This window comes from Maritalea porphyrae, assembly GCF_030159895.1.
Lineage (GTDB): Bacteria > Pseudomonadota > Alphaproteobacteria > Rhizobiales > Devosiaceae > Maritalea > Maritalea porphyrae.
This window is the reverse complement of sequence record NZ_BSNI01000002.1, coordinates 1,092,532-1,106,447: the sequence shown is the minus strand read 5'-3', so window position 1 is coordinate 1,106,447 and position 13,916 is coordinate 1,092,532. Positions and strand designations below refer to the sequence as shown.

13 protein-coding genes are annotated in these 13,916 nt (G+C 49.1%); 10 read left to right on the top strand and 3 right to left on the bottom strand.

Annotated features, from left to right (window positions below):
• Positions 1 to 11: 11 nt before the first annotated feature.
• Positions 12 to 1,211 carry an MFS transporter gene (locus QQL65_RS08815; protein ID WP_284363725.1) on the bottom strand — a complete coding sequence of 400 codons (1,200 nt, stop codon included), beginning with the start codon at positions 1,209 to 1,211 and terminating at the stop codon, positions 12 to 14.
• A complete protein-coding gene (locus QQL65_RS08810; RefSeq protein ID WP_284363723.1) occupies positions 1,208 to 4,420 on the bottom strand; it encodes a VPS10 domain-containing protein in 3,213 nt (1,070 codons plus the stop codon). Before QQL65_RS08810 ends, QQL65_RS08815 begins: the two co-directional genes overlap by 4 nt.
• Before the next feature lie 299 nt (positions 4,421 to 4,719).
• Between QQL65_RS08810 and QQL65_RS08805 the strand changes: the two genes are divergently transcribed.
• The 5 genes from QQL65_RS08805 (at position 4,720) to QQL65_RS08785 (ending at position 10,515) form a co-directional block, all read left to right on the top strand.
• A complete protein-coding gene (locus QQL65_RS08805) occupies positions 4,720 to 5,700 on the top strand; it encodes an ABC transporter ATP-binding protein (RefSeq protein WP_284363721.1) in 981 nt (326 codons plus the stop codon).
• Positions 5,690 to 6,673 (top strand): ABC transporter ATP-binding protein, encoded by a 984-nt coding sequence (locus QQL65_RS08800; protein ID WP_284363719.1) that lies wholly within the window; start codon positions 5,690 to 5,692, stop codon positions 6,671 to 6,673. The genes QQL65_RS08805 and QQL65_RS08800 overlap by 11 nt, the downstream gene beginning before the upstream one ends.
• Before the next feature lie 106 nt (positions 6,674 to 6,779).
• A complete protein-coding gene (locus tag QQL65_RS08795; RefSeq protein ID WP_284363717.1) occupies positions 6,780 to 8,480 on the top strand; it encodes a peptide ABC transporter substrate-binding protein in 1,701 nt (566 codons plus the stop codon).
• A gap of 105 nt (positions 8,481 to 8,585) precedes the next feature.
• Positions 8,586 to 9,599 (top strand): ABC transporter permease, encoded by a 1,014-nt coding sequence (locus tag QQL65_RS08790; RefSeq protein WP_284363715.1) that lies wholly within the window; start codon positions 8,586 to 8,588, stop codon positions 9,597 to 9,599.
• Positions 9,592 to 10,515 (top strand): ABC transporter permease, encoded by a 924-nt coding sequence (locus tag QQL65_RS08785; protein WP_284363713.1) that lies wholly within the window; start codon positions 9,592 to 9,594, stop codon positions 10,513 to 10,515. The genes QQL65_RS08790 and QQL65_RS08785 overlap by 8 nt, the downstream gene beginning before the upstream one ends.
• 56 nt (positions 10,516 to 10,571) lie before the next feature.
• Here the strand turns inward: QQL65_RS08785 and QQL65_RS08780 are convergent, their stop codons facing one another.
• Entirely contained in the window at positions 10,572 to 10,895 is a 324-nt protein-coding gene (locus QQL65_RS08780; protein ID WP_284363711.1) for a hypothetical protein, read from the bottom strand.
• 339 nt (positions 10,896 to 11,234) lie between these two features.
• Between QQL65_RS08780 and QQL65_RS08775 the strand changes: the two genes are divergently transcribed.
• The 5 genes from QQL65_RS08775 (at position 11,235) to QQL65_RS08755 (ending at position 13,888) form a co-directional block, all read left to right on the top strand.
• Positions 11,235 to 11,828 (top strand): 50S ribosomal protein L21, encoded by a 594-nt coding sequence (locus QQL65_RS08775; RefSeq protein WP_284363709.1) that lies wholly within the window; start codon positions 11,235 to 11,237, stop codon positions 11,826 to 11,828.
• A 17-nt stretch (positions 11,829 to 11,845) separates the two neighbouring features.
• Positions 11,846 to 12,112: a 50S ribosomal protein L27 gene (gene rpmA, locus QQL65_RS08770; RefSeq protein WP_269392790.1), complete on the top strand. Its 267-nt coding sequence runs from the start codon at positions 11,846 to 11,848 to the stop codon at positions 12,110 to 12,112.
• A 134-nt stretch (positions 12,113 to 12,246) separates the two neighbouring features.
• Positions 12,247 to 12,810 carry a GNAT family N-acetyltransferase gene (locus QQL65_RS08765; protein WP_284363706.1) on the top strand — a complete coding sequence of 188 codons (564 nt, stop codon included), beginning with the start codon at positions 12,247 to 12,249 and terminating at the stop codon, positions 12,808 to 12,810.
• Positions 12,810 to 13,346 carry a GNAT family N-acetyltransferase gene (locus tag QQL65_RS08760; protein ID WP_284363703.1) on the top strand — a complete coding sequence of 179 codons (537 nt, stop codon included), beginning with the start codon at positions 12,810 to 12,812 and terminating at the stop codon, positions 13,344 to 13,346. Before QQL65_RS08765 ends, QQL65_RS08760 begins: the two co-directional genes overlap by 1 nt.
• A gap of 8 nt (positions 13,347 to 13,354) precedes the next feature.
• The gene (locus QQL65_RS08755; protein ID WP_284363702.1) at positions 13,355 to 13,888 is read left to right on the top strand and encodes a GNAT family N-acetyltransferase; all 534 of its coding nucleotides are present in this window, start codon (positions 13,355 to 13,357) and stop codon (positions 13,886 to 13,888) included.
• Positions 13,889 to 13,916 lie beyond the last annotated feature (28 nt).

Sequence of the window (13,916 nt, the reverse complement as noted above, 5' to 3'; positions counted from 1 at the left end):
CACAGAAAACATTAAATGAAATCAGTGTTTTCCTGACGGCTGGTGCGGAAGGTTATAGTAATTGCGAGCAGTAGTATAAGTGCAGCGCAGACGGAGAACAGCGTTGTATATGTGGCAAATGCCAACAGCGCCCCACCGACAACCGGCCCTGCAATCTTGCCAAGATTGCGAATAGTGCCAAGCAACCCCATTCCGAGCCCCAAATTTTGATCGGGCAGATGCTGACTATATAGCGCAATGATTGTGGGCAAGCTAACGCCAAGAGCGGCCCCCATTGCCCCGGCAATCAACAAGAACTGCATTGCCGTACTGGCAAAAGGTAGCATCGACATTGCCAGTGACAACACCAAAAGGGCCACAGCGAGTGTATTTCGTAAACCAAAATGATCCGCGAGCTTTCCGCCGATTGGACGCGCCAGCAAGTTTAGGCTCTCCTGCACGGTGAAAAACAACCCAACGGTCAGCAAATCCACGCCCAATTGCAAATGGGCATATAGCGGCAAAAAGGCTTTAATGGCGTATGTGGCCACATAAATGGCCATTTCCATTGTCCCAGCAAACCAAAGTACCGGCGAGTTTGAGGCGGTTTTGGCCGCGCGTAAGAATGTGGTCATTGGATTTCCATTTGATCGGGATACAGGACCATGGCGTCGATGCTCGGTTAGAAAGAAAACTGGCAAAAATGCAACCAAGCTAACCGCGCCGATAATCGAGAAAACCATCTCTGGTGAAAAGAACTGCAAGAGCCAAGCTGCCGCTGTGGGTGCAATCAAATAACTACCGGACCTGGCAAGGCCGAACCACCCTTGACGGGTCGCCCGCTTTTGGACAGCCAATGCCGCAACATATGCCAGGGTGACCGGCCCAAAAATGGCTGTGGCCAACCCATGAAAAAGCCTGAGCACCACTAAATGCTGCGGTGTTTCTACCAACCAATAAAGAAATGGCATCAACGAAAACACCGCAATACCAATGAGCATCCATAATCGGCGGCCGTTGCGATCCGACAAGAACCCAAAAATTGGTTTAAAGAAGAAACCTGTCATGGTGGACACTGACACAATAAAACCAAGTAATAATGGTCCAGCGCCAATGCTAGCAGCAAATAGCGGCAGCAATGGCGTTTTGCCCATCTGATATGCAGTACGCACAACAAAATCAGCGGCGGTCACACGCCACAAATTCTGAGTTACTTCTTTGCTCTCACTCATATGGAGATCGTTTTAATTCCCGCTTCTTCAATTTGCTCATTCAACGCAGCGACAGGTCCATCAATCAGCCCCTGCAACACCTCCAGTTGTGCATCCACTTTTTGGCGCACGTCCACGCTCACTTCGAGTGCTTGGCTTGTTGGCGCATGGTCTGAAATCGACATAACCCAAGCCAATTCGCCAAGCGTATCGTCTAGGCCCGCTGGATGCCGTAACACATCGCGGGGAGTCTCTTTGAAACGGTTGACCAAAGTACCCTCAATTTCAGTGAATTGGTCGATAAGGCTGTCTGTCGCTTCCGCAATCGCCTGATGGTGACGTTGCAACTTCCCTTTGAGCGCCTGCATTTGTTTGCGCAGGCTACGCAGATTATTCACGCCCTGATGTAGTTTGTCTTGAATTTCATGCAGTTCTAAGAGCGCATCAAATTGTGCGTCAAAATCTTCCTGTGAGGTATCAAGTCGCGGATCTTTTATGATCTTAAACGGCTGCTCAAGCTTGGCACCTTCAGCGTCCAACTCCACAAAATAATTACCTGGCGCGACGCGCGGCCCTCGTCCATCACCAGACTTTGCCAAAGGCTCGTATGGCTTGTCGACAAGATTGGGATCAAATGCCGTAGGGGCTGGCAAATGCATGTCCCACACAAAACAGTTCAAGCCCTTTTTTGTCGGCACTTTCTTGTTTGGTTTTTCATCTTTGTCGTTGGTGAACTTAATGATCGGCTCGCCTTCGTGATCTCTAAAGATCAAAGCGACGCGCCCTTCAGGTTCCTCATCAAACCAATAATAAATGATAGCGCCATTTGGTGGGTTTTCACCCACGTCCAAATGGACATTCTTGGTTTGCCCATCGCTCATGGTTTTAAGGTAGGTGGTGCCGCCTACGCCAAATGCTGGGCTATAGTTCTTGCCATCGCCGTCAAACACGCCGGTTGCCCAATGTAGCTTTTGACGTACGGTGTCGCGCGGTTTGAAAAGCATTTCGCCGTGTGTGACTTCGTGCTTTTTCGCCATTTCACGCAAGGGGGTAATGTCATCTGCAATCCAGAATGAGCGCCCGTGGGTTGCGACTGCCACGTCCTCGTTCTTGATTTGAATGTCATAGACCGGCACAACAGGAAAACCACCCTGCATTCGTTGCCAATGCTCACCGTCATCCAGCGAATAAAAGATGCCCGTTTCTGTGCCAACAAATAGCAGATCGTCCGAAACAGGATCAGAGCGCAATACGCGCGTGATTTCGTTTGTCGGAAAGTCGCCATTGATTGAACGCCACGACTTGCCGCTATCATCAGAAACAAACAGATAGGGCCGATAGTCGTCCAGTTTGAATCTCGTTGCAGCAAAGTAGATTTTGTCTGGATTATGCGCGCATATCTCGATTGAGCCAACGTAGCTCAGCTCCGGCATATCCGACGGGGTGACGTTTTCCCAATTCGCCCCACCATCGCGACTGACATGTATTAGCCCATCGTCAGTACCGGCCCACAATTCGCCTTTCCTGTGAACTGACTCGATAAATGTAGAAAGCGAGGCATAAGTCTCCGCCCCAGCACTGTCACCGGTCAGCGGACCACCTGAATAGTCAAGTTTATCGGGGTCGTTCAGGCTCAAATCTGGACTAATGACTTCCCAGTTCTTGCCCTCATTGGTGGTTTTAAAGACGTGATTGCCGCCCACATAGATGGTGCCGCTGTCATGTGGCGAGAAGTGGATTGGAAATGTCCAAGCGAAGCGATATTTCAGATCGCGCGGTCGATAACCTGTATTCTCCTCAGGCCATACATTTATCAATTGGCTTTGACGCGTGCGATGGTCGTAGCGCTGTAACGCGCCGCTGCCCCCAGGAGATGATCCAACGGCTCCAACATAAACAACGTTGGCATCATCTGGATGCACCGCGATGAAACCACTTTCACCTGTCCCAGGGTAAGTGCAGTCACCAATTGTTATTGCCCCCCACTCGGTCGCCGAGGGGACGGAAATTGAAGTGTTATCCTGTTGTGTTGCGTACAAGCGATATGGATATTGATTGTCGATATCCATGCGGTAAAATTGTGCGGTTGGTTGATTGTAGATCGTTGTCCAGCTTAGGCCGCCATTGAAAGAAACGTTGGCGCCGCCATCATTGCCTTGCACCATGCGCTGATTGTTTTGCGGGTCAATCCACAAGTCATGATTGTCGCCATGTGGCGTGGTAATCTCATCGAAATTGCGACCGCCGTCAGTCGACTTCCACATTTGGTAATTGGTGACATAAACTGTGTCTGGATCCGTCGTGTCCGCGAACACATGCATATAGTACCAGGGACGATGAAGAAGGTCCCTATTGGGACTGACCCGCTCCCAACTGTCACCGAAATTGTCAGAACGATAAAGCGCGCCTTCAATGCCTTTTGCTTCAACTAGCGCCCACACGCGACCAGATTGGGCTGGTGAAATGGCGACGCCCATTTTACCCAACATACCTTGCGCGAAGCCCGGGCGATTGGTGATGTCTTCCCAAGTATCGCCACCATCTTTGGAGCGATAAATTTTACTGCCCGGCCCGCCGCTGGAAAGCGTCCAAAAATGTCGGTGCGCTTCCCAGGTTGTTGCGATTAAATGACGAGGATTATTCGGGTCCATCGCCAAGTCGATCGCCCCTGCCCCGTCATTTTCATGTAGAATCAGATCCCAGTTTTCACCACCATCGATTGAGCGATAGACGCCGCGTTCAGCATTTTTGCCAAATGCGTGACCAAATGCGGCAACATAAACGATATCTGGGTTTTGTGGATGCACCCTGATTTCGGAGATATGCCGTGTTTCTTCAAGACCCATATGGGTCCAACTATTGCCGCCGTCAGTGGATTTATAAACGCCATCACCGTAGGAAACGTCGATGCGGATGGTCGTTTCACCCATACCAGCGTAAATCACATTGGGGTCGCTCTGCGCGACCGTTAGTGCGCCGACTGTCGCGCTTTTGAAGTAGCCGTCGGAAATATTCTCCCAATAAGTGCCACCATCCGTTGTCTTCCAGACACCGCCTGCGCAAGCACCAAAATAATAAGTCATTGGGTTAGTCGGATCGCCAGCAACAGCAACAACTCGCCCGCCGCGCGGTGGCCCAATGCAGCGCCAATTAAGCCCTGAGCTCACAAGATCTTTGCTGCCAAAGGGACATTGTTCATGCGGTTCGAGATTATTCTGCTTGGACGCCACTATAGTTCCTCCCACAATGACAAAATGAATGCGACTGAAGTATTGAGCGATACCCTGTCATTTTTGCCAAAAACAATCAAAGCTTTACGAAACAAAGGACATGCTTCGTATTGAACATGTTCAGCAACTAGATTGCCGAAAAATGGTTCAACCAATCAATGAATGCACCTTTACCTAAAGTTGGCAAGCATCAATTTGATGGATTGTAAGACATTTTTGTCCTTGAATTTTTTTGATCGTACGATACTGTTTTCGAAAAAAATAAATATTCCGAGGGGGGAAGGGCTATTAAGCCGGTATTGGACGTTACGGACCTAAGAACCGTATTCCACACTCAAGATGGCGTTGTGCATGCTGTAAACGGCATTAGCTTTCATCTTGAGGAGGGTGAGTTATTAAGTGTAGTTGGTGAAAGTGGATCTGGCAAAAGCGTGACGATGATGTCGCTTTTGAAGCTGTTGCCTATTCCGCCTGCAGAAATTGCATCAGGCACAGTGATGTTTGATGGCAAAGATCTTTTGCAAATGGAGCTTGAGGAGTTGCGCGAAATTCGCGGCGGCAAAATCGGCTTTATCTTTCAAGACCCTATGACATCGCTAAACCCAGTGTTCAATGTCGGTTTCCAAATCATGGAGCCCTTGAAAGAACATTTAGGGCTTTCCAAAAAAGAGGCGCGCAAGCGCGCTATCGAGTTGTTAGAATTGGTCGGAATTCCAGGCGCGGCGGACCGATTGGATGATTTTCCTCACCAATTCTCAGGTGGCATGCGGCAGCGTGTAATGATCGCGATTGCGTTAGCGTGTGATCCTCAAATCTTAATTGCCGATGAACCCACCACAGCGCTTGATGTGACCATTCAGGCACAAATTCTTGAACTGATTAAAGACCTGCGTAAGAAATTGGGCATGGCGATCGTTTGGATCACGCATGATCTTGGCGTCGCGGCCGGCATTTCCGATCGTATTGTGGTGATGTATGGCGGCTTTGTCGTCGAGCATGCCAAAGTTGATGACCTCTACAAACGGCCATTGCACCCATATACGCGCGCATTGTTGGCAACCCTGCCATCTGAAGATGGTGGTGAAGAACGTTTGAAGAGCATTCGCGGTACACCACCAAATCTTGGTGCTGCGCCAACCTCTTGCCCATTCGCACCGCGATGTGAACACGCATTTGACCGCTGCCACAAAGAAAACCCTGCCCTTGAACGCATTGAAGGCGTTCATGATGTTGCTTGCTGGTGGGATGTTGAGAAGGAGGCGCCGCGCCATGCCAGCTAATGCCGAAACTCTCGTAAGAGCGGAAAACCTAAAAGTTCACTTCCCAATCTATTCCGGCATCTTTCGTCGTCAGGTTGGCTCTGTAAAAGCCGTCGATGGTCTTAATTTTGAGATTAAGCGCGGCGAGACATTGGGCCTTGTTGGCGAAAGCGGTTGCGGAAAATCGACAGCTGGACGCGCAATGCTGCGTCTATATGAGCTGACTGACGGTCGCATTGACTTTGAAGGCGTAGATATTGCTGGTCTAAATAAAGGCGATTTGCGCGATATACGCCCTCGCATGCAAATGATTTTCCAGGACCCTCAAGCTTGTTTGAACCCGCGTATGACCGTGGGCGATATTATTGCCGAGCCGCTGATTGAGCACACGAAAATGTCCTCAAAAGAGCAGCGCGAGAAGGTGAAAAGTCTTCTAGAATCCGTGGGCATGAACCCCGATTTCGTAAACCGCTACCCACATGAGTTTTCTGGCGGCCAACGACAACGAATTGGCATCGCACGTGCTTTGGCACTTGAGCCGGACTTTATTGTTTGCGACGAGCCAATTGCAGCGCTCGATGTGTCGATCCAGGCGCAAGTTGTAAACTTGCTGCAAGATATTCAAGAGCGGATGGGCCTCACCTATTTGTTCATTTCTCATGATTTGAGCATGGTGCGCCATATCGCTGACCGTGTGGCTGTTATGTATTTGGGACGCATTGTTGAACTGGCGCCCAAAGAGCAGCTTTATAAAGATCCGAAGCACCCATACACAAAAGCTTTGTTGTCTGCGGTGCCGGTGCCGGACCCTGAAGTCGAAAAAACCCGTGAGCACATTGTCTTGCAAGGTGATGTACCCAGCCCGGCGAACCCGCCAAAAGGATGTCGTTTTTCCACACGTTGCCCTGTCGCAAAAGACAAGTGCTTCGTGGATGACCCCGAATGGCGCAAAATTGGTGATGGCGGCTTTGTCGCTTGTCACTATGCTGAATAGAATACGATGCTCGGTTCAACTTACGATCGAGCGCCGTGAAGCCGAGACAAACTTGGCTCAAATGAAAATAAAAACAAGGTTTTAGTAAGTAACCAGGAGGAACTACATGCGTAAACTTAAAACCCTCGTTCTGGCGACTGCGGCAGCATCATGCTTTGCTGCTACGGCCGCACAAGCAGAACGCGGTTCAGCTGGTCAGCTCAATATCGTATATTGGCAAGCTGCATCCATTCTGAACCCATTTTTGTCAGGCGGCACAAAGGACATTGATGCTTCATCATTGATCCTTGAGCCATTGGCAAACTATCGCCCAGACGGCTCAATGGACCCAACATTGGCGGAAGAAATTCCAACAGTGGAAAATGGTGGTGTTGCAGCTGATCTGAGATCAATCACTTGGAAGCTGAAAAAAGGCGTTACGTGGTCAGACGGTTCTGCGTTTACCGCAAACGACGTTGTGTTCTCAGCAAACTATTGTATGCACCCAGAAGGCGGCTGTAACGCGGCTTCGAACTTTGCAGATGTTGAAAGCGTAGAAGCTTTGGACGATCACACTGTTCGTGTTAACTTCTCAGTTGCTAAGCCATTCCCATATGGCCCATTTGTTGGTGCAACATCTCCAGTGATCCAAGAAGCACAGTTTAAAGACTGTATGGGTGCAAAAGCTCCTGAGTGTTCAGAAGCTAACTTCGGCCCAATTGGTACTGGTCCATTTAAGGTGAACGAGTTCCGTGCGAACGACGTGATCACTTACACTGCAAACGAGAACTACCGCGATCCAAACCAGCCTGCATTCGCAACAGCTGTGTTTAAAGGTGGCGGTGACGCAGCTTCTGCTGCGCGTTCAGTACTTGAAACTGGCGAGTTCGACTATGCGTGGAACCTTCAGGTAGAGCCTGAAATTCTTTCACAAATGGAAGCTGCTGGTAAAGGTAAGGTTGTTTCAGCGTTTGGTACTTCAGTTGAGCGTTTGATGGTTCAATTGACTAACCCAGATCCTGCTTTGGGCGACCTTCGTGGTACTGTAGAAGGTGGACCACACCCATTCTTGAGCGACATCAATGTGCGTAAAGCTCTGTCATTGGCAATTGATCGTCAGATCCTTGTTGATGCGGGTTACGGCCCAGCTGGTCAGGTAACATGTAACGTGCTTCCTGCGCCTGCTATTTACGCTTCAACTGCAAACGATGCATGTAAAACACAAGACATCGACGCAGCCAACAAGCTTCTTGACGATGCAGGTTGGGCAAAAGGTGGCGACGGCATCCGCGCTAAAGACGGCGTTCGTTTGTCAATTCTGTACCAAACATCAACCAACTCAGTTCGTCAGGGCACACAAGCTTTGATCAAGCAGATGTGGTCACAAATCGGTGTTGAAACCGAATTGCGCAACATCGACGCTGCTGTGTTCTTTGGTGGTGACCAGTCTTCTCCAGATACGTTCCAGAAGTTCTTTGCTGATATCGAAATGTACACAAACAACTTCGATGGCACAGACCCTGAAGCATATATGGGCAACTGGGTATGTTCAGAAATCCCATCTCCTGCGAACCAGTGGATTGGTAACAACATGCCTCGCTTCTGTTCAGAAGAGTATGATGCTTTGAGCAAAGAAATGGCTCAAACAGCTTCTTTGGAAGATCGTGCTGCGATGGCGAAGAAAATGAACGACATGCTGATGCAAGAATATGTGATGATTCCACTTATTCACCGTGGTCGCGTGTCAGCTCACTCAAACAAACTTGGCAATGTTGAACTGAACCCTTGGGATTCAGAATTGGCATATGCTGAAGAGTGGACACGATAGTCTTTTGATTATCTAAAAATGCTCTGCCCGCGATCCATTTGGATTGCGGGCATTGCCCCAGCCACAAACGTGGCTCAACAATAAGAGTTTATTCGGGGACATTTCATGCTGAACTATACGCTTAGGCGGCTATTGTTTGCGATACCGACGCTGATAGTGATCAGCTTCATTATTTTCGCAATCTTGGCATTGGCGCCAAGTGATCCAACTGGCAATTTGCCGCTGACAATTCCTGCCGAGGTGCGCGAGAAAATCCGCATTGCACTCGGCTTGGGTGAGCCATTGCCAATTCGTTATTTGAAATGGCTTCAACAGTTCTTCATCAATGAACCCCTGCATGCCATCGAACAAATGTTTGGCTTTAGCTTTGGTGGTGGCGAAGCGCGCACCCGCGTCGTTTCTTTTGCGACCCGCGGTCCGGTGATGGACACCATTATGGAGCGTATGCCGCAAACCCTTTGGGTTGTGGGTCTTTCATATGTCGTTGGCATTTTGATTGCGGTGCCGATTGGCGTGATCTCTGCCTACAAACAATATTCATGGTTCGACCAAGTCGGTACGTTTGTATCAATGGTTGGCTTCTCGGTGCCGACATTCTTTACAGGACCACTGCTGATTGTGATTTTCTCAGTGCAATTGGGCTGGTTCCCCTCGGTATATGACACGACTTTGGAAGTGAACAGCCTTGGCACTTTCTGGCAACAGATTAAGCAAATGATCATGCCGGTGACAGTTCTCGCGTTCTACAACGCAGCTCAGATCAGCCGATTTATGCGTGCATCAATGCTTGACAATTTGAGCCAAGATTATGTGCGCACCGCTCGTGCAAAAGGTATGAGTGAAAAAGTCGTAATCTTGACCCACGTGTTGCGCAACTCGCTAATTCCGGTTGTGACTGTGATTGCTTTGGGCATTCCGACAATTTTCTCCGGCGCGATTATCACTGAACAGATCTTCCGCGTGAATGGACTTGGCCAATTGTTGATTATCGGCATTCAAGGTGCGGATATTCCAATGGTGCAAACATTGACCTTTATGTTTGCTGTGCTGATCGTCCTTTTCAATTTGATTGCCGACATTGTGTACGGCCTGCTAGACCCGAGGATCCGCTATGACTGATCAAGCTGTATCCACCGCCGACACCACCAAACTCGGCGCGCAACGCACCCTTTGGGGCGATGTATGGCGGCAATTCGTACAACACAAAGGCGGTGTTGCCGGCACCATTGTGTTCATGACGATCGTTTTGGTCGTGGTTTTTGGACCATTCATCCATACCGTTGATCCTCAATTCCTGGACATTCGCAACAAGAATTTGGGCCCAACATTTGCGCACCCAATGGGAACCGACAATTTGGGCCGCGACATGTTCGCGCAAATTCTTGCGGGCGGCCGTATCACCTTGGCCGTTGGCATACTTGCGATGGGGTTATCCCTGGTCTTGGGCACTCTTGTTGGCGTTGTTGCTGGCTTCTTTAAAAAGCTCGATGGCATTTTGATGCGGACAACAGACTTGTTCCTCGCATTGCCATTGCTGCCTCTGTTGCTTGTGATCATCATGTTGTTCCGTGATCCGCTTCGTCAGGCATTTGGCCCCGAAATGGGCATATTTATGCTGATCGTTTTTGTGATCGGGATCACCAGCTGGATGAACACCGCCCGTATCGTGCGTGGTGAAGTGCTGGCCCTGAAGGAACGCGAATTCGTTCTTGCTGCCCGTTCAATCGGCACAAAATCGTGGACCACAATCTGGCGTCATATTTTCCCAAACGTTCTAAGCCCGGTGATGGTTTCGGCGACTTTGGGTATTGCGAACGCTATTATCACTGAAAGCGCTCTAAGCTTTTTGGGATTGGGCTTTCCATCAGATTTCCCAACATGGGGACGCCTGTTGTTTGATGGCACTAGCTTTATGACCGTGACACCTATTCGCGTTGTTTGGCCCGGCGTTATGATTTCGCTGGTTGTTTTGTCCATCAACTATATCGGCGACGGTGTACGCGATGCACTTGATCCACGTATTCGTGGTCGTTGATACGAACAAATTGTCAAAATCAAGGGGGCGATTTCGCCCCCTTTTTTGTTGGACACCTACTTCTTACGCCGATAGTTTTCTAACCATCTGCGAATGCGAATAATCGAGTTCGCAACCGGCCCACGCAAAAGCGGCAAATCAATTGCCAAAAGTAATAAGCCCAACGGCAGCATCCAAATACCTAGCAACGGTAAAATGCTGAGCGTGCCGCCAATGACAAATAATATGCCCAAAGGTATGCGCACGAGACGGGCATAGGGGTTGCGCAACCAATGTAGAAACCTCGCAAAAGGCGTAGGTGCTACTTTCTCTAAGCGATCATATTGCCGGTGAAGCCGGCTTTCGTTTTTATCGGTCATATTTTTGATTTTTGCCTGCACGGTATCGCTTGTCGTTATATTTACGCAGATGGTGTCGAAACCATGTCATAACAAGACACAAATTATTCGGCTTGCGCCATGACGCCGAAATGTCACTTTTTTGCATCTCGACTGCAGCAAAAAAACGCAAAAAAGCCAGCCCTTGCTTGACTCAAGGGCCGTTCTCCATCATAAACCAGTTCAAATTTGACGCGTGCTGGCATCAGTGCGCGCAATTTTGTTTGTAGAATGCACAGCTTAAGGCCGATTTCTCACTATAGAGGAATCAAAAGATCGACTGAAATGTCGGCGCCGCACAGCGTGACACAACAGAGCGAGAACGCTCAAAAAGGAAATGATATGTTTGCTGTGATCAAAACAGGCGGCAAGCAGTACAAAGTTGCTGCTGATGACGTCTTGGAAATTGAAAAACTCAACGCCGAAGCAGGCGACGCTGTCGTATTTGAAGAAGTATTGATGGTTGGCGCTGATGGCGATGTAACAATTGGCACTCCACTTGTGGAAGGTGCAACTGTTGCAGCTGAGTTGGTTGAACAAAAGCGTGCGAAGAAAATCGTCGTCTTCAAAAAGAAGCGTCGTCAAAACTATCGCCGTAAAGCGGGTCACCGCCAAAATCTGTCAGTTGTGAAAATTACTGACATTTTGACAGGTGGCGCGAAGCCAAAAGCTAAAGCGGCTAAAAAGCCAGCTGCTAAGGCAGAAGCAAAGTCTGAAGCACCTGCTGCAGCTGCAAAAGACGATTTGAAATTGATTTCGGGCGTTGGCCCAGCTTTGGAAAAGAAATTGCATGCTTTGGGCATCACTTCTTTGAAACAAGTTGCTGAGTTTGATGCGAAAGAAATCGAACGCGTAGATGCAGAGCTAAACTTTAAAGGCCGCATTGAACGTGAAGACTGGATTAGCCAAGCAAAAACGCTTTTGGCTGGCGAATAAGAGTAGGAGACTGACAAATGGCACATAAGAAAGCAGGCGGTTCATCCCGTAACGGTCGTGATTCAGCTGGTCGTCGTCTCGGCGTGAAGAAGTTTGGTGGCGAAAGCGTCGTTCCAGGCAACATTCTCGTGCGTCAGCGCGGCACAAAGTGGCACCCAGGTGAAAATGTAGGTCTTGGCAAAGATCATACAATTTTTGCGCTCGTAGAAGGCAAGGTGACCTTCTCGACACGTCGCAACAATAAGACATTTGTATCTGTGATGCCTCAAGAGGCAGCAGAATAACGGCGGATTAAGCATAACTCTCCCGCCGGTTTCTCAAAGAACCCCGGCGGAAAAGTTACCGCAAAAAGCTTCAAAAGAGTTTTTAAAAGGGGAACTGGGAAACCGGCTCCCCTTTTTACTTTTGGAGCGGAACAATGACATTCAACACAATTTACAGGGCATTGCCTTTACGGTTTTTGACAGACACTTTGGAACTTCGGCCAATTGAGCTTGCTGACTTGGCAGATCTGGTTCAATTGGCCAACAACAAAAAGCTAGCGGATGTGCTCGCTCGTTTGCCACATCCTTACACGTCAGAAGATGGGCTCTACTTTATCAATGACCATGCGAACGGCACTGACGAACGCGTGTGGGCGATCTGCAAACGCAAAGGCCCGATGATGGGCGTTGTTGGCATTGCGCAAAATGCCGACGGCCAGGGTGAGCTGGGTTATTGGCTTGGAGAAGAGTTTTGGGGCCAAGGCATTGGCAGCCAAGCGATAGGTGCCTTGATGGATGAGTTCGACATTGCAGTACCTGAGCTTGAATTGCATGCGCGCTGCTTGAAGTCCAATCTTGCGTCCAAAGCGCTTTTGGAAAAAGTCGGTTTTGAAGTCACCGGAGAACAAGTGGGTTGTGGCCAGCATGATGGCGCAGACGTGTGGACATTCACTCGCCCTGCCCGCGATGCTGGATACCTACAAGAAGCAGCAGAGTGATGGTTGAGATTAGAACCCAGCGACTGGTTATGCGTCCGCCTCTATTGAGTGATGCGGACGCCATTCATTCTGTCTTGGACAATTACGAGATTTCCAAATTCTTGTCGCGCGTCGAGTATCCCTTGCCACGAGAGACGTTAAAGGATTGGATTTCTCGCAACGGGCCGACGGAAATCATTGAAGATACGACCCTTGCCATGTTCGATCATAATGACAAGTACTGTGGCGTGGTCGCTCTTGATTTGGATGAAGGTCAAACCGTGCCTGAGCTGGGCTACTATATCGATGTACCCTATTGGGGAAAGGGTTTGATGAGTGAGGCAGCAAGCGCCTTGCTTGAATGGCTATTTACACATTCAGAAGTGAACGAGGTGAGTTCCGGTGCGTACACCTTCAATCCAGCGTCATTGGCAATTCAATATAAGCTTGGGTTCAAAGATGTGCGCACAGAGCAACGTATCTGCATGGCGCAAGGAAAAGAACTCCCTATTGTTGTCACCTTACTTCGTCGCGATAACTTCACGCCTATTCATTAGAGAATATTATGCCCGAACTGAAAACCCAGCGCCTATTTTTGCGCACGCCAAACACAAGTGATGCCCCGCGTATGCAGCGGATTTTGGAAGACTTGGAAGTCTCGAAAAATCTGTCCCGCGTGCCCCATCCTTACCCTGAAAATGGTGCAATTGAGTACCTAGAGCGCATCAGCGGTGCAACGGATCCCTTTGACCAAAAATTCTCAATCATCGATAAAGACAATCAGTTTTGTGGCATGACAGGTTTTGGTTTACAGGGCAAAGTGCCACAACTTGGCTACTATCTCGACCCCTTGCATTGGGGCAAAGGGTATATGAGCGAAGCGTGCGCAGCGGTAATCAAATGGATGTTTGAGGTTGCAAATCCGACATATATTAAATCGGGCGTTTTTGAACACAACGCCGCTTCTTTGGCTATTCAAAAGAAGTTCGGATTTGAAGAAGTAGGCCGCAGCACCCTACATTGCCTTGCACAAAACGTCGATTTGCCGCATATCGATACGCAACTAAAAAAGGAAGCGTTTGTCGCCCTTACGCAATAGTGCGTTGGTGACCCGCGTGAGTTAGATA